21 protein-coding genes and 1 riboswitch are annotated in these 21,370 nt (G+C 73.7%); of the genes, 11 read left to right on the forward strand and 10 right to left on the reverse strand.

The genetic code is table 11. The features are described from left to right. Positions 1 to 17: 17 nt before the first annotated feature. Positions 18 to 800, reverse strand: coding sequence for an alpha/beta hydrolase (locus OG294_RS29390; RefSeq protein ID WP_327069567.1), 783 nt, complete (start codon positions 798 to 800; stop codon positions 18 to 20). Positions 801 to 986: 186 nt separating this feature from the next. Between OG294_RS29390 and OG294_RS29395 the strand changes: the two genes are divergently transcribed. Genes OG294_RS29395 through OG294_RS29405 form a run of 3 tightly spaced genes read left to right on the forward strand, consistent with a single transcriptional unit; the run spans position 987 to position 3,748 of the window. Continuing rightward, entirely contained in the window at positions 987 to 1,814 is an 828-nt protein-coding gene (locus OG294_RS29395; protein WP_327071709.1) for a lysophospholipid acyltransferase family protein, read from the forward strand. Between the two features lie 60 nt (positions 1,815 to 1,874). Then, positions 1,875 to 3,074: a MacS family sensor histidine kinase gene (macS, locus tag OG294_RS29400; protein WP_327069568.1), complete on the forward strand. Its 1,200-nt coding sequence runs from the start codon at positions 1,875 to 1,877 to the stop codon at positions 3,072 to 3,074. Next, positions 3,074 to 3,748 (forward strand): response regulator transcription factor, encoded by a 675-nt coding sequence (locus tag OG294_RS29405; RefSeq protein ID WP_327069569.1) that lies wholly within the window; start codon positions 3,074 to 3,076, stop codon positions 3,746 to 3,748. The genes macS and OG294_RS29405 overlap by 1 nt, the downstream gene beginning before the upstream one ends. A gap of 9 nt (positions 3,749 to 3,757) precedes the next feature. On the opposite strand, the gene OG294_RS29410 is transcribed toward OG294_RS29405, so the two are convergent. Further along, positions 3,758 to 4,414: an NADPH-dependent F420 reductase gene (locus tag OG294_RS29410; protein ID WP_327069570.1), complete on the reverse strand. Its 657-nt coding sequence runs from the start codon at positions 4,412 to 4,414 to the stop codon at positions 3,758 to 3,760. A gap of 113 nt (positions 4,415 to 4,527) precedes the next feature. Further along, on the reverse strand, positions 4,528 to 6,468 hold the full coding sequence (locus tag OG294_RS29415; protein ID WP_327071710.1) for an anthranilate synthase family protein: 1,941 nt from the start codon (positions 6,466 to 6,468) through the stop codon (positions 4,528 to 4,530). A 323-nt stretch (positions 6,469 to 6,791) separates the two neighbouring features. Here OG294_RS29415 and OG294_RS29420 point away from each other — a divergent pair, with 323 nt between their 5' ends. Both OG294_RS29420 and OG294_RS29425 read left to right on the forward strand, forming a co-directional pair. Then, positions 6,792 to 8,126: a class II 3-deoxy-7-phosphoheptulonate synthase gene (locus OG294_RS29420; protein WP_327069571.1), complete on the forward strand. Its 1,335-nt coding sequence runs from the start codon at positions 6,792 to 6,794 to the stop codon at positions 8,124 to 8,126. Between the two features lie 178 nt (positions 8,127 to 8,304). Further along, entirely contained in the window at positions 8,305 to 8,604 is a 300-nt protein-coding gene (locus OG294_RS29425) for a (2Fe-2S)-binding protein (RefSeq protein ID WP_327069572.1), read from the forward strand. 11 nt (positions 8,605 to 8,615) lie between these two features. Here the strand turns inward: OG294_RS29425 and bfr are convergent, their stop codons facing one another. Next, positions 8,616 to 9,095, reverse strand: a complete 480-nt coding sequence (gene bfr / locus OG294_RS29430; RefSeq protein ID WP_327069573.1) for a bacterioferritin — start codon at positions 9,093 to 9,095, stop codon at positions 8,616 to 8,618. Between the two features lie 202 nt (positions 9,096 to 9,297). On the opposite strand from bfr, the gene OG294_RS29435 reads away from it, so the two are divergent. After that, complete coding sequence (locus OG294_RS29435) at positions 9,298 to 9,957, forward strand: sulfite oxidase-like oxidoreductase (protein WP_327069574.1); 660 nt, start codon at positions 9,298 to 9,300, stop codon at positions 9,955 to 9,957. A 43-nt stretch (positions 9,958 to 10,000) separates the two neighbouring features. Here the strand turns inward: OG294_RS29435 and pknB are convergent, their stop codons facing one another. The 4 genes from pknB to thiO form a co-directional block, all read right to left on the reverse strand. Next, positions 10,001 to 11,956, reverse strand: a complete 1,956-nt coding sequence (pknB, locus tag OG294_RS29440; RefSeq protein WP_327069575.1) for a Stk1 family PASTA domain-containing Ser/Thr kinase — start codon at positions 11,954 to 11,956, stop codon at positions 10,001 to 10,003. Between the two features lie 79 nt (positions 11,957 to 12,035). Then, on the reverse strand, positions 12,036 to 12,845 hold the full coding sequence (locus OG294_RS29445) for a thiazole synthase (protein ID WP_327069576.1): 810 nt from the start codon (positions 12,843 to 12,845) through the stop codon (positions 12,036 to 12,038). A 6-nt stretch (positions 12,846 to 12,851) separates the two neighbouring features. Continuing rightward, positions 12,852 to 13,061: a sulfur carrier protein ThiS gene (thiS, locus tag OG294_RS29450; protein WP_327069577.1), complete on the reverse strand. Its 210-nt coding sequence runs from the start codon at positions 13,059 to 13,061 to the stop codon at positions 12,852 to 12,854. Then, entirely contained in the window at positions 13,058 to 14,245 is a 1,188-nt protein-coding gene (thiO, locus tag OG294_RS29455; protein WP_327069578.1) for a glycine oxidase ThiO, read from the reverse strand. Before thiO ends, thiS begins: the two co-directional genes overlap by 4 nt. Beyond that, positions 14,241 to 14,353, reverse strand: a riboswitch (TPP riboswitch). Its footprint overlaps the gene before it by 5 nt. Before the next feature lie 81 nt (positions 14,354 to 14,434). Between thiO and OG294_RS29460 the strand changes: the two genes are divergently transcribed. From OG294_RS29460 to thiE, 3 genes are all read left to right on the forward strand, one after another. After that, entirely contained in the window at positions 14,435 to 15,628 is a 1,194-nt protein-coding gene (locus OG294_RS29460) for an NAD(P)/FAD-dependent oxidoreductase (RefSeq protein ID WP_327069579.1), read from the forward strand. A 67-nt stretch (positions 15,629 to 15,695) separates the two neighbouring features. Next, entirely contained in the window at positions 15,696 to 16,052 is a 357-nt protein-coding gene (locus tag OG294_RS29465) for an Rv2175c family DNA-binding protein (protein ID WP_442789367.1), read from the forward strand. Continuing rightward, positions 16,049 to 16,708 carry a thiamine phosphate synthase gene (thiE, locus tag OG294_RS29470; protein ID WP_327069581.1) on the forward strand — a complete coding sequence of 220 codons (660 nt, stop codon included), beginning with the start codon at positions 16,049 to 16,051 and terminating at the stop codon, positions 16,706 to 16,708. The genes OG294_RS29465 and thiE overlap by 4 nt, the downstream gene beginning before the upstream one ends. Before the next feature lie 19 nt (positions 16,709 to 16,727). Here the strand turns inward: thiE and OG294_RS29475 are convergent, their stop codons facing one another. After that, the gene (locus OG294_RS29475) at positions 16,728 to 17,855 is read right to left on the reverse strand and encodes a polyprenyl synthetase family protein (RefSeq protein ID WP_327069582.1); all 1,128 of its coding nucleotides are present in this window, start codon (positions 17,853 to 17,855) and stop codon (positions 16,728 to 16,730) included. A gap of 176 nt (positions 17,856 to 18,031) precedes the next feature. On the opposite strand from OG294_RS29475, the gene metF reads away from it, so the two are divergent. After that, on the forward strand, positions 18,032 to 18,946 hold the full coding sequence (gene metF, locus OG294_RS29480) for a methylenetetrahydrofolate reductase [NAD(P)H] (RefSeq protein ID WP_327069583.1): 915 nt from the start codon (positions 18,032 to 18,034) through the stop codon (positions 18,944 to 18,946). A 96-nt stretch (positions 18,947 to 19,042) separates the two neighbouring features. After that, positions 19,043 to 19,942, forward strand: coding sequence for a hypothetical protein (locus OG294_RS29485; protein ID WP_327069584.1), 900 nt, complete (start codon positions 19,043 to 19,045; stop codon positions 19,940 to 19,942). 31 nt (positions 19,943 to 19,973) lie between these two features. Here OG294_RS29485 and OG294_RS29490 read toward each other — a convergent pair whose 3' ends face one another. Continuing rightward, positions 19,974 to 21,368, reverse strand: a complete 1,395-nt coding sequence (locus OG294_RS29490; protein WP_327069585.1) for a phytoene desaturase family protein — start codon at positions 21,366 to 21,368, stop codon at positions 19,974 to 19,976. Positions 21,369 to 21,370 lie beyond the last annotated feature (2 nt).

Genomic DNA, 21,370 nt, shown 5'->3' on the forward strand with positions numbered 1-21,370 from the left:
TTCAGTCCTGGTGGCCCTCAGCCCCGCTGGTCGGTGGCGTCGGTGGCCTGCGGGACCCCGGCCAGACGGCGGACGAACCCGAGGGACTCCTCGAAGATCAGTTCGGCGTCGTAGTCCAGGGTCGCGACGTGGAAGCTGCGTTCGCACAGCCGCTCCGTCACATCGACCGAGGATATCCGGGCCAGCACCAGAGCGGAGTTCGCCGGGGAGACCACGTGGTCCCGCGGGCTGCGCAGCAGCAGCACGGGTTGACCGACCCGCACCAGCTCCTGCTGGACGGTGTGCCACAGCCGGCTCAGCGACCAGGCGGCGTGCAGCGGGAAGCGGTCGTAGCCGATCTCGACGGCGCCCGGCAGCGCGATGTCGCCGGTGATCCCCGGCCGGCTCGGCACCAGGTGGCGCAGCACCGGCAGCAGCGGGGTGGCCGGGTTGTCCGCGCGCACCGAAGGGTTGACCAGGACCAGTCCGGCGACCTTCTCCTGGTGCTCGGCGGCCAGGTGCAGGCTCAGGCCGCCGCCCATCGAGAGGCCGAAGACGAAGACCCGCTCGCACTCCTCGGCGAGCTGCTCGAAGGCCCGGTTCAGCTCGGCGTACCAGTCCTCCCAGCGGGTCACCGCGAGGTCCTGCCACCGGGTGCCGTGGCCGGGCAGCAGCGGGAGCGAGACGGTCAGGCCGGCCTCGGCCAGGTACTCCGCCCAGGGGCGCAGCGACTGCGGGGAGCCCGTGAACCCGTGGCAGAGCAGCACACCGATCGGGCCACCGCGGTGGTGGTAGGGCTCGGCACCGGGCAGCGGCGGCATCCGTGGACTCCTTCGACTTCGACGGGGCAGACGAGGCAACGGCGCCGCCATCGTTGCACGGGGTCGGCGGGGCGTACAGACCCTCTCCGCCGCCCGCCGTCACCCCTGCCGTGCGTCGGGGACCCCTTTGGGGCATTAGGATCGACCGGTCTGCAATACAGGAGGTCCGGGTTGTTCTACCGACTGATGAAGATGATCGTCGCACCGATGCTGCGGATCTTCTTCCGGCCGTGGATGGAAGGTGCGGAGAACATCCCAGACGAGGGCCCGGCGATCATCGCGAGCAACCACCTCTCGTTCTCGGACTCCTTCTTCCTGCCTGCCTTGATGAAGCGTCGGGTGACCTTCATCGCCAAGGCGGAGTACTTCAACACCCCGGGCCTCAAGGGAAAGCTGACGGCCGCCTTCTTCAAGGGCGTCGGCCAGCTCCCGGTGGACCGCTCCGGGGTGCGCGGGGCCGGTGAGGCGGCGATCCGCAGCGCGATCGCGGTGATCGACCGCGGCGAGCTGTTCGGCGTCTACCCCGAGGGCACCCGCTCGCCCGACGGCAAGCTCTACCGGGGCAAGGTCGGCGGCCTGGCCCGGGTCGCGCTGCAGACCGGCGCGCCGGTCATCCCGGTGGCGATGATCGACACCGAGAAGGTGCAGCCGCCCGGCCAGGTGATCCCCAGCTTCGGCATCCGCCCCGGCATCCGGATCGGCCGCCCGCTGGACTTCTCCCGCTACCAGGGTATGGAGAACGACCGCTTCATCCTGCGCTCGGTCACCGACGAGGTGATGTACGAGATCATGCGGCTCTCCGGCCAGGAGTACGTGGACATCTACGCGACCGCCGCCAAGCGGCAGATCGCCGAGGAGAAGAAGCGCGCGGACGCCGAGCGCCGGGCCGAGCAGCGCGCGGAGCGGGCGGCGGAGAAGGAGAAGCAGGCGGCCGAGAAGGCCGAGGCAGCCGAGGCGGCCGAGCGTGAGGCCGCCCGGCAGGAGTCGGGCGAGAAGGAGCCGGGCGACTCCTGAGCCGGGCGGCTCCCAGGGTCTGCCCGGCGGTCCCTAGGTCCGCGTTCGCCAGGGGGAGCGATGGCGGTTTCGCAGCACGGCCCGAGCGGGGCGGTGGCGGCCGGCGGCATGTCCGTGGAGCTGCCGCTCTGGCGTGCGATCAGCTGGTACCGGGTGCTCGCCATGGTCTACGCGCTGGTCCGCTACGACCTCGCCTACCTGCACTACCGGCACCCGGTGGCCGGCTGGATCTACCTGGGCGCCCTGGTGCTCTGGACGCTGGCCACCTCGCGTGCCTTCGGCAACCCGGCCCGCTGCCCCTGGCCGATGCTCGGCGTCGACCTGGTGGTCTCCGTCAGCGGGGTGGTGCTGAGCGGGGCGATCGACACCCCGGCGCGGATCGCGGCCGGCGCGGTCACGGTGCCGACCATCTGGGCGGCCGGCACGGTGCTCGGCTTCGCCGCCAAGGGCGGCTGGCGGCTCGCGGCGGTGGCGGGACTGGTGGTCGGCGGTGCGAACGTCCTCGGGCACGGCGGCCTGACCCTGGGAAACGTGCACGACTGCGTGCTGTTGCTGCTGACCGGCTGCGCGATCGGCTACGTGATCGAGCTGGCCAGGGCGAGCGAGGCCACCCTCGGCGAGGCGCTGCGGGTGGAGGCGGCGAACCGGGAGCGGGAGCGGCTCTCCCGCGACATCCACGACGGGGTGCTCCAGGTGCTCGCCCTGGTGCAGCGTCAGGCGGGCGAGGCGGCGACGGCGGATGCCGGCCGTGTCCTCGACCCGGTGGAGCTCGGCCGGCTGGCGGGGGAGCAGGAGCGGGCGCTGCGGGCCCTGATGACGGGGGCTTCGGCCGCCGCGCGGCCGCCGTCCGGGGCCGCAGGGGCGAGGGCCGAACAGGACCTGCGGGCGCTGCTCGCCCGGTACGAGAGCGACCGGGTCACCCTGGCCGTCCCCGGCACCGCGGTGCTGCTGCCCGGGCCGCGGGCCGAGCAGCTGGCGGCTGCGGTGGGCGCCGCCGTGGACAACGTCCACCGGCACGCGGGGGACCGGGCCCGGGCCTGGATCCTGCTGGAGGACGAGCCGGCCGTGGTGACCGTGTCGATCCGCGACGACGGCCCCGGGTTCCCGGCCGGGCGGCTGGCCCGGGCCAGGCTCGACGGGCGGCTCGGGGTGGCCCAGTCCATCGAGGGCCGGCTGCGCGACCTCGGTGGCACGGCGGAGTTCAGTTCGGAGCCCGGGGCGGGCGTCGAGGTCGAGTTGCGGGTTCCGAGGGAGGGCTGATGGAGCAGCGGCTGCGGGTGATGGTGGTCGACGACCATCCGATGTGGCGTGAGGCGGTGGCCAGGGACCTGGCCGACGCGGGTTTCGAGGTGGTCGCCACCGCCGGGGACGGCGCGCAGGCGGTACGCCGGGCCGCCGCCGCCCGTCCGCAGGTGCTGCTGCTGGACCTCCACCTGCCGCTGCTGCCCGGGGTCGAGGTCTGCCGCCAGGTGCTGGCGCGCGACCCGGCGGTGCGGGTGCTGGTGCTCTCCGCCAGCGGTGAGCAGGCCGATGTGCTGGAGGCGGTGAAGTCCGGCGCGACCGGCTACCTGGTGAAGTCGGCGGGTCGCGAGGAACTGCTGGCCGCGGTCCGCGGCACGGCGGCCGGTGAGGCGGTCTTCACCCCGGGGCTGGCCGGCCTGGTGCTCGGCGAGTTCCGGCGGCTGGCCGCCGAGCCGCCCGCCGCGGCGAGCGCGGGGCGGGCGCCGGTACCGCACCTGACGGCCCGGGAGACCGAGGTGCTGCGGATGGTGGCCAAGGGGCTGTCGTACCGTCAGATCGCCGAGCGGCTCACGCTCTCGCACCGCACCGTGCAGAACCACGTGCAGAACACCCTCGGCAAGCTCCAGCTGCACAACCGGGTCGAGCTGGTCCGCTACGCGATCGAGCAGGGCCTGGACGAGGAGCTCGGCTGAGCGCGTCGGTCAGTCGGCCACCTGGAGACGGTAGTTGAAGTCGGTGTGCCCGTAGTGGCGCATCAGGTTCAGCCAGAACGGCATCAGCATCTCCATCCCGCGCGCCGCCTGGATCCCGCCCAGGTCGACGATGTCGGCCGCCGGCCAGCCGAAGGACTCCAGCAGCGCGGTGACCTCCTGCTTGGCGCCGGCGTCGTCGCCCGCGACGAAGAGGTTGTGCCGGCCCGGCACCCGCCCCGGGTTGACCATCACCGGTGCGGCGAGCGTGTTGAGGGCCTTGACCACCCGGGAGTCCGGGCAGGCCCGCTGGATCCGCTCGCCCATGCTGTCGCTGTTCACCGGGTCGAGGGTGACCGTGCCGTCGGCGGCGAAGACCAGCGGGTTGCAGACGTCCACCACGATCTTGCCGGCCAGCGCCTGCGCCCCGGCGGCTGCCAGCACGTCGAGCGAGACCGTGCCGGGAGTCGCGTTGACCACCAGTTCGCCGAACCCGGCGGCCTCGGCGAAGGTCCCGCTGTGCCCGTGCGGCCCCACCGCCTGCGCCCAGGCGAGGCCCGCGGGGTTGGACGGGCTCCGGGAGCCGAGGGTGATCTCGTGGCCGAGGGAGAGCAGCTTGTCGGCGAGGGTCTGCCCGACGGTGCCGGTGCCGAGGATTCCGATGCGCATGCGGCCATTGTGGCGTGCGTCACCCCGACCCGGCGGCAGGCACGGCGGCACGGCGACCGGCCGACGACGGCCGCCGGGGCCGCGCCCCGCCGACCGTCCACGGCCGTCAGCCGTCAGCCGACCACCGGCACCGCCGTGCGCAGCAGCTGCGCCACCACGGTCACGCCGTCCATGGTCAGCACCGACTCCGGGTGGAACTGCAGGCTCGCGAAGCCGGGGCCGCGCAGCGCGTGGACGTCGCCGGTGAGCGGGTCGCGGGCCACCTCGACGCCCGCCTGCGCGAGGCGCTGCGCGTCCGCCGGGGAGCAGCGCGCGACGAAGGTGTTGTAGAAGCCGACCGTCTGCGGGCTGCCGAACAGGTCGATGGTCTCCTGCGCGCCCTGGTAGACGGTGGCCTTGCGGTGCAGCGGCAGGCCGAGCTCGGCGCTGAGCAGCTGGTGGCTGAGGCAGACCGCGAGCAGCGGCGCCGTGCGCTGCCCGCTCCGGGCGTCGGCCAGCGCCTCGGCGGCGATCGGACGCAGCACGGCCATCTTCGGGTCGGCGGGGTCGGCCGGGTCGCCCGGCCCGGGACCGAGCACCAGCGGTCCGCGGTGCGCGGCGACGAGCCCGGCCAGACCGGGGGTGTCGTAGCGCAGCACCGAGACCTGGTGGCCGATCGCGCGCAGCAGGTGGGCCAGCATCGCGGTGAAGGTGTCCTCGCCGTCCACCACCAGGGTCGGCTCGGGCTGGTCGGGCGTCACCTGCTGCTGCATCCGCAGCCAGAACGGCGCCAGGTCGGCGCGGCGGCCGTTCAGCGCGGCCTGCACCCGGTGGTTCTCGCCCAGCCGGGGCCAGTCGCGCCCGGCCGGGCGGGCTGCCGCCGGGCGGGCACCGATCGCGGCCAGCACGCCGGCCGCCTTGGCGTGGGTCTCGGCCACCTCCGAGGCGGGGTCGGAGTGGCGCACCAGGGTGGCGCCGACCCGGACCACCAGGCGGCCGGTGGCCGGGTCGATGTCGGCGGTGCGGATGCAGATCGGCGAGTCCAGCTGCTGCCCGCCACTGGCCGAGCGCCCGATCAGGGCGAGCGCGCCGGCGTAGTAGCCGCGCCCGGTGCGCTCGTAGCGGCGGATCACCCGGGTGGCGTTCTGCACGGGGCTGCCGGTGACGGTGGCCGCGAACATCGTCTCCCTGAGCACCTCGCGCACGTCCAGCGAGGTGCGCCCGCGCAGCTCGTACTCGGTGTGCGCGAGGTGGGCCATCTCCTTGAGCCGCGGGCCGAGCACCTGGCCGCCCAGGTCGCCGACCGTGCACATCATCTTGAGCTCCTCGTCGACCACCATGGTGAGCTCCTCCAGCTCCTTGGGGTCGTGCAGGAAGGCCAGCAGCGAGGGCAGGCTCGGCCCCTCGGCGGGGTAGCGGTAGGTGCCGGAGATCGGGTTCATCACCACGGTGCCGCCGCTCTGCCGCACGTGGACCTCGGGCGAGGCGCCGACCAGCACCCGGTCCCCGGTGTGGACCAGGTAGGTCCAGTAGGCGCCGCGCTCCTGGTCGAGCAGGCGGTGGAAGAGGCTGAGCGCGAGCTCGGTGGAGAAGTCGGGCAGGGTGCCGTGGAAGTCGCGGCGGATGACGAAGTTGGCGCCCTCGCCGCTGCCGATCTCCTCCCGGATCACCTGCCGGACGATCTCGGCGTACTGCTCGTCGTCGATGTCGAAGCCGCCCCCGGTGAGCCGCACGGGCAGCTGCGGCAGCTCGGCCAGCACCTGGCCGAGCGGCAGCTGGTACTGCTCGGCCACCCGCAGCGCCTGCAGCGGGGTGCCGTCCTGGTGCGCCTCGAAACCGCGCTCGCGGATCTGCTGGTAGGGGACCAGTGCGAGCAGGTCGTGCCGCGGCCGGCCGTCGGCGGGGGCGCCGGTGGGCAGCGGCAGCTGGGCGAGCGTGTCGTACGAGCCGACCTCGCCGAGCAGCAGCTCGACGGTGTCGGGGGCCAGTCGCGGGGTGCGGCGGTGCAGCAGGGCGAAGGCGGGGGCGTCCGGGGCGGCCAGACGGTCGAGCAGCGCGGCGGTGGTGGCACGGATCACGGTCGGCTTCTTTCCGGAGGGAGGGGCGGGGCTGGTCCGCTCTGCCGGGAAGGCCGTCCGGGAATACGACGACGGCCGCCCCGAGTGGGGCGGCCGTCGTGTCGTCTCAGGGACGCGCGAGCTGTGGGCCGACCCGGGGGTTGGCCCACCACCAGGAAAAGGTGTGTGGCGCGTGCATGGTGATGACAGTAGCGGATCGGCCGACGGGGTGAGCCGGACTCCCCGGAGGGTGAGCCGGACTCCCGGGAAATGTCCGCCGGGCGTCTCATCCACTGGAAGGCGGGCACAAATCGGTTGTCACACCCCGTAGCCTTGACACCGTGACCGTGACAAATCACCACTCTTGGCAATCCCTGCCCGCGGCGCAGCAGCCTGACTGGCCGGACCCGCAGGCGCTGCGCACCGCTCTCGCGGACCTCGCCTCGTATCCGCCGCTCGTCTTCGCAGGCGAGTGCGACCAGCTGCGCGCCCGGCTCGGTGCCGTCGCGCGTGGTGAGGCGTTCCTGCTCCAGGGCGGCGACTGCGCCGAGGCCTTCGACGGCGTCTCGGCGGACCACATCCGCAACAAGCTGAAGACCCTGCTGCAGATGGCGGCGGTGCTGACGTACGCCGCCTCCGTCCCGGTGGTCAAGGTGGGCCGGATCGCCGGCCAGTACTCCAAGCCGCGCTCCAAGCCGACCGAGACCCGCGACGGCGTGACCCTGCCGGTCTACCGCGGCGACTCGGTGAACGGCTTCGAGTTCACCCCCGAGTCCCGCCGCCCGGACCCCGAGCGCCTGAAGCGGATGTACAACGCCTCGGCCGCCACCCTCAACCTGGTGCGCGCCTTCACCACCGGTGGCTACGCCGACCTGCGCCAGGTGCATGCCTGGAACCAGGACTTCGTGCGCAACTCGCCGGCCGGCCAGCGCTACGAGCGCCTGGCCAAGGAGATCGACAACGCGCTGAACTTCATGCAGGCCTGCGGGGTCGCGCCGGAGGAGTTCAAGACCGTCGAGTTCTTCTCCTCGCACGAGGCGCTGGTGCTCGACTACGAGACGGCGCTGACCCGGGTCGACTCGCGTACCGGCGAGCTGTACGACGTCTCGGGCCACATGGTCTGGATCGGCGAGCGCACCCGCCAGCTGGACGGGGCGCACATCGAGTTCGCCTCCAGGATCCGCAACCCGATCGGCGTCAAGCTCGGCCCGACCACCTCGGTCGACGAGGCGCTGACGCTGATCGAGCGGCTCGACCCGGAGCGCGAGCCGGGCCGGCTCACCTTCATCACCCGGATGGGCGCGGGCAAGATCCGCGACCACCTGCCCACCCTGGTGGAGAAGGTCACCGCCTCCGGCGCGCAGCCGGTGTGGATCTGCGACCCGATGCACGGCAACACCTTCGAGGCCGAGACCGGGCACAAGACCCGCCGCTTCGACGACGTGCTCGACGAGGTCAAGGGCTTCTTCGAGGTGCACCGCGGGCTCGGCACCCACCCGGGCGGCATCCACGTGGAGCTGACCGGCGACGACGTGACCGAGTGCGTCGGCGGCGGTGACGAGGTGCTGGTGGACGACCTGCACCAGCGCTACGAGACGGCCTGCGACCCGCGGCTGAACCGCAGCCAGTCGCTGGACCTGGCGTTCCTGGTCGCGGAGATGTACCGCGGGCAGTGACCGCCGCCGGCGCCGGCGCCGGTGACCCGGGAATGTGACGAAGGCCCTGCCCCTCTTGGAGGAGCAGGGCCTTCTGCGTGCCCGACGGGGCAGGTAAGGTAAGGCTTAGCTGAAAAGCCGCGGCCCTCGAGCGCCGCAGACCTTGGCTCACAGGCCACCGACCCCGGGAGTGACCGCGATGTACGTGTGCATGTGCCATGCGGTCACCGAGGACCAGGTCAAGAAGGCCATCGACGGCGGTGCCAACTCCCCGCGCCAGATAGCCCAGGGCTGCAAGGCCGGGACGGACTGCGGCTCCTGCGTGCGCCGGATCCAGGCGATGCTCGGTGAGCACGGCGGCCGTCCGTGCCCGACGGCCCGGTTGGCCGCCAAGCTCGGTCTGGCCGATCCCGAGGCCGACCTGCCCGCCAACCAGCCCCTGGACACGGTGCTGGGCCGACCGCTCGATCGGCCGCTCGCCCTTCGCCGCACCGCCTGAGGGCTGCCGGGTCAGCTCTCCGGCTGCTCGATCAGCTGCGCGATGTAGAGCGCCTCGCCGAGCTTCTCCACCAGTTCGAGCTGGGTGTCCAGGTAGTCGATGTGGTGTTCCTCGTCGGCCAGGATGTCCTCGAAGATGTTGGCCGAGGTGACGTCGTTCTTGGCCCGCATCACCACGATGCCCCGGCGCAGCCGGTCGATCGCCTCGACCTCCACCTGCCGGTCCGCCTCGAACATCTCCTTCACCGTCTGGCCGATCCGCACGTGGAAGAGCCGCTGGTAGTTGGGCAGGCCGTCCAGGAAGAGGATCCGGTCGGTCAGGATCTCGGCGTGCTTCATCTCGTCGAAGGACTCGTGGCGGGTGTACTTCGCGAGCTTCGTCCAGCCGAAGTTCTCCTGCATCTTGGCGTGCAGGAAGTACTGGTTGATGGCGGTCAGCTCAGCGGTGAGCTGCTCGTTGAGGAACTCGATGACCTCGGGGTCGCCCTTCATGGCGGTGCCTTCCTGCGTTGCGCTGCGGGAACCGGGTGGACGCATCCTGGCAGCACTGTGGGTGATATTTCCAGTAAGTTCACACTCACTCGGGTCTGTGGCGGATTTTCCGATTTGCCCGCTAATGACCTGTTCGCAGGGGCGTGCGGCTGCGCCGAGGGGCGCGCGTTCTCGGGCGTCCGCCGTCTGTCACCATGGAGCCATGGGTCAGCCGGAACAGGAACGGTCTCCGAGCGAACGTTCTCCACACGAACGATCGCCGCAGGTCGACCCCCGGCTTCCCCCCGGTCAGCGCGTGCAGCGCGGCTGGCCCGTCCTGCACTACGGCCCGGTGCCCCGGTTCAAGCCGTCGAGCTGGGACTTCCAGGTGTTCGGGGCGACCGCCTCGGCCGAGAAGAGCCGGTGGGACCACGAGGGCTTCCACCGCCTGCCGCGCAGCACGGTGCGCGCCGACTTCCACTGCGTGACCAGGTTCTCCATGCTCGGCAGCGAGTGGAGCGGGGTGGCCGCCGCCACCGTCCTCGACCTCGCACCGCCGGCCCCGGACGTCACCCATGTGATGGTCTGGGCCGAGTACGGCTACAGCGCCAACCTCCCGCTGGAGCGGTTCGCCGACCCGGGCACCCTCTTCGCCACCCACCACGACGGCGAGCCGCTGACCGTCGAGCACGGCTTCCCGGTGCGCCTGATCGTCCCCGGGCTCTACGCCTGGAAGGGCCCCAAGTGGGTGCGCGCGGTGGAGTACATGCGGGCCGACCGCCGCGGCTTCTGGGAGGAGCGCGGCTACCACAACCGCGCCGACCCGTGGCGCGAGCAGCGCTACTCCTACCAGGAGGAGCCCGGGGACGGCCCGCTGCGCTGAGCCGCGGCAGCAGCGGCAGGGCCGTCCCGGGCCCGGGCGGGCGCTAGAAGTTGATCGTCACCGTCGAGCCCTTGGGCAGCATGGTGCCGGCCGACGGGCTCTGCCCCGAGACGCTGCTCAGCCCGAAGAAGTTCAGCCCGGTGCTCTTCACCTTGAACCCGGCACCGGTCAGCGCCTTGGTGGCGTCCGACTGGCTCATCCCGGTGACCGACGGCACGGGCACCGGCTGCGGGCCCTTGGACAGCGTCAGCGTCACCGTGCTGCCCGGCGAGGCCGTGCCGGTGACGTCCTGGGCGGCCACCGACCCGCTGGGCACGGTGTCCGACCAGGTCTGGTCGGTGGCCAGCGCCACCTTGAAGCCCGCCCCGGTCAGGGTGCTCTGCGCGGCGGCCACCGGCTGCCCGGTGGTGTCGGGCACCGCGACCGGCGCCGCGCCCTGGCTGACCACCAGCGCCACCGGCGCGTTGACCGCCAGCTGCTGCCCGGCGGCCGGGGAGGTGGAGATCACCGAGCCCTGCGGCACGGTCGGGCTGTAGTCCTGCGTGGTGGTGCCGGGCGTCAGCCGGGCGGCGGTCAGCTGCTGCTGCGCCTGGTCCAGCGGCTTGCCGGTGACGTCGGGCACCGCGATCCGCTCCGGCCCCTTGGACAGGGTGACCTTCACCGCGTCGCTCTTGCGGGCCCGCCCGCCCACCCCGGGATCACTGCCGATCACCTGGCCGGCCGGCACCGTCTCGCTGAACGCCTGGCTGAAGCTGGCCCGCAGGCCCGAGCCGTCCAGGGTGCTGGTGGCCTGCGCCTGGGTCTGGCCGAGCACACTGGGCACCGTCGCGTAGACGGCGCCGGACAGGAAGTAGCTGATCGCCGCGACCACCAGCAGCACCGCGCCGAGCACCGAGCCCCAGACCAGCGAGCGCTTGGTGCGCCGCGATCGGGTGCGCTTGGCGCGCCGCGGCGGGGGCGGCTCGTCGTACGGGCGGGGCTGGACGAAGAGCTCGGGCGGCGGGACCGCCATCACGCTGGTGTGCTCGGGGCCGGTGACGGGGGTCATGCCGCTGAGCACCGAGGTCGCCTCGCCGGGGGCGAAGCGCGGCGCGGGCCGGGTGGCGGCGGGCGGTTCGGCGTCCAGCTGGGCCGGGGTCAGAGCCCGGCGCACCCGCTGCACCGCGCCCAGCAGCTCGACCGCGTCCCACGGCCTGGCCTGCGGGTCGCGCGCGGTGGCGGCGGCCACGATCGCGTCCAGCCCGGGCGCCAGGCCGGGCACGGTCTGCGAGGGCGGCGGCACGTCCTCGTGCAGGTGACGGTAGATCACCTGCATCGGGTTGTCGCCGAGGTAGGGCCGGCTGCCGGTCAGCAGCTCGTAGAGCATGATCCCGGCCGCGTAGACGTCCACCCGCTGGTCGGTGGCGGCCTGCGGCTGGATCTGCTCGGGGGCCAGGTAGGAGACCGTGCCCATGATCACGCCGGGGGTGGTGGTGTTGGTCACCGCGGCGTCCGCCCCGGAGAGCAGCCGCACCAGACCGAAGTCCGCGACCTTCACCAGGCCGCCGTCCGTGATCAGCACGTTCTCCGGCTTGACGTCCCGGTGCACCAGCCCCGCCCGGTGCGCGGCACCGAGCGCGGCCAGCACCGGTTCCAGCACGTCGAGCGCGGCCCGCACCGAGAGCGCGCCGCGGTCGCGCAGCACGTCGCGCAGGGTGCGCCCCGGCACGTACTCCATGGCCAGGAAGACCGCGTTGCCGTCGGCGCCCTGGTCGAAGACGTTGACCACGTTCGGGTGCGAGAGCCGGGCGACCGCCTTGGCCTCGCGGATGAAGCGGTCGGTGAACCCGGTGTCGCCGGCCAGCGCCTGATGCATCACCTTGAGCGCGAGCACCCGGTCGAGCCGGGTGTCGGTGCCCCGGTAGACGGTGGCCATGCCACCCACCGCGATCCGCTCCTCGACCCGGTACCGGTTGTCCAGCAGGACTCCTACCAGGGGGTCGTTCAACGTCGTGTCCACCCCAGGAGTCTAGGGGCGGTCAGAACACGGTTGGGTGACCCTGGTGTCCTGGTTCGTCATCAGTACCGGTGACGGCAGGTCAGAAGGCGGGCCGCTCGCGGTGGTCCGGGTGCGGTGCCAGATCGGCGCGGCCGGCCATCGCGGAGGAGGCCTCGGCGTGGAAGCGGCGCGGGATCCGGCCCGCCCGGTGGGCCAGGCGCCCGGCCTCGGTGGCCCGGCGCATGGCGTCCGCCATCAGCACCGGGTCCTGCGCCCGGGTCACGGCGGAGGCCAGCATCACCGCCGAGCAGCCCAGTTCCATGGCCAGTGCCACGTCCGAGGCGGTGCCCGCACCGGCGTCCAGGATCACCGGCACCCCCGCGCTCTCCACGATCAGCTGGAAGTTGTGCGGGTTGCGGATCCCGAGGCCGGAGCCGATCGGAGAGCCCAGCGGCATGATCGCCGCGCAGCCCACGTCCTCCAGCTTGCGGGCGAGCACCGGGTCGTCGTTGGTGTAGGGGAGCACGGTGAAACCGTCGTCCACCAAGGTCTCGGCGGCGTCCAGCAGTTCGATCGGGTCGGGCAGCAGGGTCCGCTCGTCGGCGATCACCTCCAGCTTCACCCAGTCGGTGCCCAGCGCCTCGCGGGCCAGCCGGGCGGTCAGCACCGCCTCGCCGGCGGTGAAGCAGCCGGCCGTGTTGGGCAGCACCCGGATGCCGTTGCGCGCCAGCACCTCCAGTACCGAGCCCTGGGTGTCCGCCTTGACCCGGCGCATCGCCACCGTGGTCAGCTCGGTCCCGGAGACCCGCAGCGCCTGCTCCAGCACCTCCAGGCTCGGTGCGCCGCCGGTGCCCATGATCAGCCGGGAGGCGAAGGTGGTGTCGCCGATCGTCAGAAGGTCGTCAGCCATCGCCGCTCAGCCCCCCTGCACCGCGGTGAGGATCTCCACCCGGTCGCCCGCCGCGAGCCGGGTCTCGGGCCAGCTGCCGCGCGGCACCACGGTCTCGTTGAGGGCCGCGGCCACGCCCGAGGGCGCCTTGGAGAGCTGGGCCACCAGCTCGGCCAGCGTGGCGGAGCCGGCCACCTCGCGCGGCTCGCCGTTGACGGTGAGGGGGATCTGGTTCATCGGGCACTCCCGGCAAGGGTCGGAACAGCGGCGAAGCGGGCGGGGGAGAAGGGGACGGCGAGCTCCGGCACGGTCCCGGTGGCCAGGCACTCGGCGAGCAGGTCGCCGGTGACCGGGGTGAGCAGCACGCCGTTGCGGTAGTGGCCGGTGGCGGCCAGCAGGCCGGGCAGCGCGGTGGGGCCGAGCAGCGGGGCGTTGTCCGGGGAGCCGGGGCGCAGGCCCGCGCTGCTCTCCACCAGCGGCAGCTCGGTGATGCCGGGGACCAGCTCGTGCGCGTCGCGCAGCAGCTCGTAGACGCCGCCGGCGGTGACCGTGGTGTCGTAGCCCTGCTCCTCGGTGGTGGCCCCGATCACCAGCTCGCCGTTCGCCCGCGGCACCAGGTAGAGGTGGCCGCCGCGCACCACCGCGCGCACGTTGCGCGACAGGAAGGGGGCGTAGGCCCCGGGGATCCGCAGCCGCAGGATCTGGCCCTTGACCGGACGGATCGCGGGCAGCACCCCCGGCGGCAGGCCGGGCAGCTGGTGGCTGCGCGGGCCGGCCGCCAGCACCAGCTGGTCGGCCCGCAGTTCGCCGCCGCCGCCCAGCCGCACCCCGCGTGCACGGTCGGCCTCGACCAGCAGCTCGCCCGCCTCCGCCCGGTGCAGCCGTACCCCCGCCCGCTCGCAGGCCGTCACCAGGGCCGCGGCCAGCCGCCGCCCGTCCACCTGGTGGTCGCCGGTCACGTGCAGGCCGGCCCGCACGCCGGGGGCCAGCATCGGTTCGAGCCGGCGGGCCTCGCGACCGGTCAGCCAGCTCGACGCAAGGCCCAGCCGGTGGTGGAAGGCGTGCAACTCGCTCAGCTCGGCCTTGTCGTCCGCGTCCAGCGCGACGGCCAGCGTTCCGGTGGCGCGGTAGCCGGTGTCCTGCCCGGTGGCCGCCGTCAACTCGGCGGCGAAGTCGGCGTACCGGCTGTTGGAGGCCATGCCCAGCCGCAGCAGCGGTTCCTCGCCGTACTGCAGCTCGGTGACCGGGGCCAGCATGCCGGCCGCCACCTGCGCCGCGCCGCCGCCGGGGGCCGGGTCGACCAGCGCCACCCGCAGGCCGCGCTGCGCGGTGCGCCAGGCGACCGCCAGACCGATGATCCCGCCGCCGATCACCAGCACGTCGGTGTCGGTTCGGGAGTCTGTCGAAAGATCGCGTGCCAAGAGAACCGGTTCTCCCTTCGCCGGAATGACCCGGATCAGGTTCGGACGGTCGCAGGCCGCCGCAGCCCGCCTCTCAGCCCGGTGCACCGGGCTCCCGTGAGGATGCCCCCACCATAACGCCGGGCGCCTTGGGGACTGAAGGCGCCGATCGCCGGGTGGACGGCGGACGCGCTCAGTAGAGTTCGCCAGATGGCAGAGCTGAAGAGCACGGATCGGGTGGTCGTGGTCGGCGCGGGGGTGGCGGCCGCACAGTGTGCGGTGGCGCTGCGGGAGGGGGGTTGGCACGGGTCGCTGAGTCTGGTCGGCGCGGAGCCGCACAACCCCTACGACCGGCCGCCGCTCTCCAAGGACGTCCTGCTCGCGAAGGCCGATCGGACGGCCCTCGACCTGGACTGGGAGGCGCTCGGCGTTCAGCTGCTGACCGGTCGCCGGGCCACCTCGGTGGCCCCGGGGAGCCTGGGCACCGACGCCGGCGAGCTGCCCTGGGACCGCCTGGTGCTGGCCACCGGAGCCGCCCCGATCCGGTTGCCCGGGGCCGCCTCGGCCCGGGTGCTGCGGACCATCGACGATTCCCTCGCACTGCGTGCAGTCCTGCGCCCGGGCGCACACCTGGTCCTGGTCGGCGCGGGCTGGATCGGCGCCGAGACCGCCACCGCGGCCCGCCGGCTCGACTGCCGGGTGACCGTGCTGGAGGCCGCCGACGCCCCGCTGCCGGGCGCGCTGCCCGCCGAGCTGACCGCGCCGATGCGGCAGTGGTACGCGCAGGCCGGTGTCGAGCTGCGGCTGGGCGCCCGGGTGGACCGGATCGAGCCGGGCGCCGTGCACCTGACCACCGGTGAACTGGTACCGGCCGACGAGGTGGTGGTCGGGATCGGCGCCCGCCCGGACACCGGCTGGCTGGCCGGCTCCGGCGTCGAGCTGGACGCCGGGGGCGCCGTGCTGGCGGACGCGGCGCTGCGCACCACGCTGCCCGGGGTCTGGGCGGCGGGCGACTGCGTCAGCTACCCCTCGGCCCGCTACGGCGAGCGGGTCTGGGTCCAGCACTGGGACCACGCGCTGCACTCGGGCCGGGCGGTGGCGGCGGCGCTGCTGGGCGGTGAGGTCGCCTACGACCCGGTGCCGTACTTCTGGTCCGAGCAGTTCGGGCGGATGGTGCAGTACGTCGGGCGGCACTGCGCCGGCGACCGGCTGCTGTGGCGTGGCTCACCCGAGGACGCGCAGTGGAGCGTGCTGTGGCTGCGCGAGGAGCGGCCGGTGGCGGTGCTCGCCGTGGACCGCCCGCGCGACCTGGCCCAGGCCCGGCGGCTGATCGACCAGGGTGCGGTGCTGGACCCGGCGCTGGCCGCCGACCCCGCGCTGCCGCTCAAGTCGGCCGTCCGCTGACGCCCCCCTGACGGGCGGGTGGGTGCGCGGGGCCCGGCAAAGGTGGCAGGCTGGTGCCGTGAGCGACATGGAAGCCAAGATCGAATCCCTGGTCAACGACTGGATGTACCTGCCCGACATCTCCGAGCGCTGGGGGGTGCTGGTCACCGAGGTCCGTCAGATGGTCAAGGATCACAAGCTGATCGCGGTCCGCCGCGGTCCCAACCGGTCGCTGCAGGTCCCCGCGGCCTTCATCACGGACGACGGCCTGGTCAAGCACCTGGCCGGGACGCTGACCGTGCTGCGGGACGGCCGGTTCACCGACGAGGAGATCCTGGAGTGGCTCTTCACCGAGGACCCCTCGCTGCCGGGCAGCCCGATCCAGGCGCTGCAGGAGAACCGCGGTACCGAGGTGAAGCGGCGCGCCCAGGCGATGTCGCTGTGACGCCCGGTACCCCGGCGCGGGCGCGGCTGGCCGACGCCCGGCTCTACCTGTGCACCGACGCCCGCCGCGAGCAGGGCGACCTGGCGCAGTTCCTGGACACCGTGCTGGCGAACGGCGTGGACATCGTCCAGCTGCGGGACAAGGGCCTGGAGGCCCGGCAGGAGCTGGAGCTGCTGGAGGTCTTCGCCGCGGCGGCCGAGCGGCACGGCAAGCTCTTCGCGGTGAACGACCGGGCGGACGTGGCGCACGCCGCCGGGCCGCACGTGCTGCACCTGGGGCAGGACGACCTGCCGGTGCCCGCGGCCCGGGCGATCCTCGGCCCGGACGTGCTGATCGGCCGCTCCTGCCACGCCGAGGCCGAGGTGGACCGGGCGGTCGCCGAGCCGGGGGTGGACTACTTCTGCACCGGACCGGTCTGGCCGACCCCGACCAAGCCGGGCCGCCACGCACCGGGCCTCGGCCTCGTGGAGTACGCGGCCCGGGCGACCACCGACCGGCCGTGGTTCGCGATCGGCGGGATCGACCTGGGCAACCTGGACCAGGTGCTCGCGGCGGGCGCCCGCCGGGTGGTGGTGGTCCGCGCGATCACCGCCGCCGACGACCCGGGCGCCGCGGCGGCCGAGCTGGCCCGCCGGGTCCGCTCGGCGGGCCGGTAGCGACAGCCGGCAGCGCCGGTCAGTAACGACGGACCGTGGCGGCCCGGGCGAGCGCGAGCAGCGTCTCCCGGGCCGCTTCGTCCTTCAGCGGCGCGGCGGCCAGCGCGGCCAGCGAGCGCTCCATCAGCGCCTCGATCCGCTGCTCCACCTGCGCGGGCGCACCGCTGGCGGCGACCAGTGCGCTCAGCTCGGCGATCTCGGCGGCCGTCAGGTCCGCCGCGCCCAGCCGCCCGTCCAGCCGGGCCGCCTCGGCCCGCGGCAGCGCGCGCAGCGCGAGCGCGACCAGCAGGGTGCGCTTGCCCTCGCGCAGGTCGTCACCGGCCGGCTTGCCGGTGACGGCGGGGTCGCCGAAGACGCCGAGCAGGTCGTCGCGCAGCTGGAAGGCCTCACCCAGTGGCAGCCCGAAGTCCCCGTACGCGGCGACCAGTTCCTCGCTCGCCCCGGCCAGCCGGGCACCCACCTGGAGCGGGCGCTCGATGGTGTACTTGGCCGACTTGAAGTGGAGCACCGTGGTGGCCCGGGTCAGCGCCAGGTCGTCGGTCGAGTCGCCGGCCACCGGCTCCAGCACGTCCAGGTACTGACCGGCCATCACCTCGGTGCGCATCAGGTCGAAGACCGGCTTGGCGGCCAGCACCGCCGCCGCGTCCAGCCCGCAGCGCACGAAGAGCTGGTCGCACCAGATCAGCAGCAGGTCGCCGAGCAGCAGCGCCGCCGCCGCCCCGTACTGCTCGCGGTCGCCGCGCCAGCCCTGCTCGCGGTGCAGCGCCTCGAAGCGGCGGTGCATCGAGGGCAGGCCGCGCCGGGTGTCGCTGCGGTCCATCAGGTCGTCGTGCACCAGGGCGCTGGCCTGCAGCAGCTCCAGCGCGGCGGCGGCGTTGGCGATCCCGGTGCTGCCCGCGCCCGCCGGGTCGGTGCCGTCCTCGCCGCCGGCGCCGCGCCAGCCCCAGTAGCAGAAGGCGGGGCGCAGCCGCTTGCCGCCGTCCAGCAGGAAGTCCCGCAGCGCGTCGGCCGCTGCCACCAGGTCCGGGGAGATCGAGCTCAGCAGCGCGTGCTGCTCGGCCATGAACCGGGTGAGCGCGGCGTCCACCTGGGTGCGGGCACCCGCCTGGTCGAGCGGTCGCGCGGGTGTGGGGCTGGGCGAGGTCACGAGGCACTCCGGAGTCACGTGGGTGGAGATCAGACTAGCCGGGCGGCCGGACCGGCACGGCGCACCACCGGCCAGCAGCCACCGGAGCCGGGCACCCGCCCCAGCGGGCGGACAGATTGTCTCAGTAGTTGGGCATTGTTTGTCCGCGCCGCCACTGCGACGGCTACTCTGCGAGCATGGCACTCGGCACTCCGTCCACCAGAACCGACCGCGCGCTCACGGTCCGCGAACTCCTGGCGGCTGGGAAGCGTTCGTACTCATTCGAGTTCATGCCGCCGCGCAGCGAGGCGGCCGAGCACAAGCTCTGGGCCGCGATCCGTCGCCTGGAGGGACTCAACCCGAACTTCGTCTGCATGACGTACGGCGCCGGGGGCTCCTCGCGGGGACGCACCGTCAACATGGTCGGCCGGATCGCCACCGAGACGACGCTGACGCCGGTCGCCCACCTGACCGCCGTCGACCACTCGGTGGCCGAACTGCGCAACATCATCGGCCAGTACGCCGACCAGGGCGTGCGCAACGTCCTCGCGGTGCGCGGCGACCCGCCCGGCGACCCGAGCGCCGAGTGGGTGCGCCACCCGCAGGGCGTCAGCTACGCCTACCAGTTGGTCGAACTGATCAAGTCGATCGGCGACTTCTGCGTGGGCGTGGCCGCCTTCCCGCAGATGCACCCGCGCTCCAGCGACTGGGACCAGGACATCCGGCACTTCGTGGCCAAGATGCGGGCCGGTGCCGACTACGCGATCACCCAGATGTTCTTCGAGGTGGAGGACTACCTGCGGCTGCGCGACAAGGTCGTGGCGGCCGGCTGCGAGGCGCCGATCATCCCGGAGATCATGCCGGTGACCAACGTCAAGCAGCTGGAGCGGTTCCCGCAACTGAGCGGCTCGGCCTTCCCGGCGGAGCTGGACGCCCGGCTGCGCGCGGTGGCCGACGACCCGGCGGCGCTGCGCGAGGTGGGCATCGAGCACGCCACCGCGATGTCCGAGCGACTGCTCGCCGAGGGTGCGCCGGGCCTGCACTTCATCACCCTCAACGGCTCGACGGCCACCCTGCAGATCTACCAGAACCTCGGCCTGCACCGGGGCTGACGGCCGCGGCATCGGGGGATGTGGGGCGGCGGCGGTCGAACAGGTACAGTCGCCGCACGCGCGCGGCCGCGCGCCGGGCTGTGCTGGAGGACGCTGATGGGCATCGGGATGCTGGCGTTGTACGCGGCGCTCGCCGTGGTCGCGCTCTGGCTGCTGGCCGAGCTGCTGCTGCAGAACCGCGCGCCGCTGCACTGGCGGGGTCTCGCGCTCGGCGGATTCCTGCTGGTGGCGGCCGGGATGGCGATCCACTCGGTGCCGGTGATCTCGGTGGGGGCGCTGGCGTTCGCCGGGGGACAGGCGATGGTGACCCTCTCCGTCAAGCGCGGCTACGCCAAGGGCTGGTCGCTGCGGGGGGCCGACGGCTCACTGCCCGGACCGCTCGCCAAGGTGCCGCTGCTCAGCGCGGCCACCGGGGGCGCGGCGGCGGTGGCGGCCGCGGCGGTGGCGGCGGAGAAGGTCGGCGAGGTCGGGCCGATCGAGGAGTCCGGGCAGCAGGTGCTGCCGGAGCCGGCGGTGCCGCCGGCGGCCGAGGACGGCGACTACGGCGTGTACGAGACCGCCTACGAGTCGACGGACGGCTCGTTCACGGCCGGTCAGTTCCCGGATGGCCAGTACACCGGCGGTCAGTTCGCGGAAGGCCAGTTCGCAGGGGGGCAGTTCGACGGCGGCCAGTTCGCGGGCGCCCAGTCGATGAACGGCCCGTCGATGGACGGCCGGCCGGTGATGCAGGAGCAGCTGATGACGCCCGGTCAGCAGCAGCCCGGGTACGGGTACGCCGAGCAGCAGCAGTTCGACCCGCAGTACGGCTACCAGCAGCAGGAGTACCCGGGGTACTACCAGGAGCAGCAGCCCTACGTGCCGTACGAGCCGCAGTGGCAGCAGCAGCCCTACGACCCGAGCCAGTACCAGCCGGACTACGTCGTGCCGCAGCAGCACATCCCGCAGCAGCAGTCGTACGAGTACTACCAGCAGCCGCAGCCCGAGGCCTGGCAGTAGCACCGCCCGGCGCCCCGGCCCGGGAGCGCGCTCAGGCCGGCCCGATCAGCCCCGCCACCACGCAGGCCGACATGCCGGCCCGCGCCAGCCCGCCACCCGGGTGCGCGGCCCCGCCGAGCAGGTAGTGCCCGGCCCGCCCGGTGGTGTTGGCGGGCTGCAGGAAGGCTCTGCCGGCGCCGGCCAGGGCCGGGCGCGGTACGGCGCCGCCCGGGGCCAGGGTTTCCCGCTCGGTGTCCGCCGGGGTCCGCACCACCCGCCAGAGCACCCGCTCGCCCAGGCCCGGCCCGGCCGCGTCCACGTGGGCGAGCACCTGGTCGGCGAAGCGGTCGGCGACGCCCGGGGCGGTCCAGTCCAGCCGCGCCTGCGAGGGGACGGTCACGGTCAGGGTGACCGCCTCGTGCTCCTCGTCCGGGCGGGTCGACGGGTCGTCAGGACGCAGCACCTGCACGGTCGGACGGTCGCACAGGCCCGGCACCTTCGCGAACAGCGCCGTGAGTTCCGCGTCGCGGTCGGCGGCGTGCACCACGGTGCGCTGCGCGGTGCCGGGCGGGCGGGCGCCGCGCAGCGCGAGCAGCACGCTGACCCGCCCCGGCAGCGTGGCCTCGGCGGGCGCCGGGCGCAGCACCAGGTCGGCCTCCGGCGGGTCCTGCTCGATACGGGTGTCGAAGCGGAACTCCACCCCGCGCTGCTCGCACCGCCGGTACACCGCCTCGGCCAGCGCCCGCAGTCCGCCCCGCACCGACCAGACGCCGAAGGTCTGCTCCATGTAGGGGATCACGGTGGCGCCGGCCGGCACGGTGCGCGGGTCGAAGCCGAACCGCAGCGCGTACTCGGTGAGCAGCGCGGTCAGCGCGGGGTGCCCGTCCAGCTCGCGGGTGGCGATCTGGTCCAGGGTCGGCGCCGGGGCGCCGGGCCGCAGCCGGGCCAGGCCGCGGCGCGGGGCGGCGGGGTAGGGGTCGGTGCCGAGCGCGCCGGGGTCGGCGGGCAGCGGCTCCTCCAGCAGCGGGCGGCGGGTGGCCTCCCAGACGGCCCGGCCGCGGTTCATCACCGCGCCCCAGCGCTCGCCGGCCCCCGTGCCGAGCGCCGCGTCCAGCGCCTGCGCGACGCCGCCGCGGGAGGCGTTGGGCAGGGTCAGCGTGGTGCCGTCGGCGAACAGGTGCCGGCTCTCGGGGTCCACCGGGGCCAGCTCGACCAGCTGCTCCAGCGGCTCCCGGCCGGTCTTCAGGGCCAGGTCGCGATAGACGGCGGGCAGCGTCAGCAGGGTCGGTCCGGTGTCGAAGGCGAAGCCGTCGCACTGGTGGTGCCCGAGCATCCCGCCGTAGGTCCCGGCCGCCTCGCAGACCGTCACCCGGTGCCCGACGGTGGCCAGCCGGGCCGCCGCTGCCAGTCCGCTGATGCCCGCTCCGATGATGACGATCCGTGCCATGA

This window comes from Kitasatospora sp. NBC_01302, assembly GCF_035976515.1.
In the GTDB taxonomy this organism is placed as follows: Bacteria; Actinomycetota; Actinomycetes; order Streptomycetales; family Streptomycetaceae; genus Kitasatospora.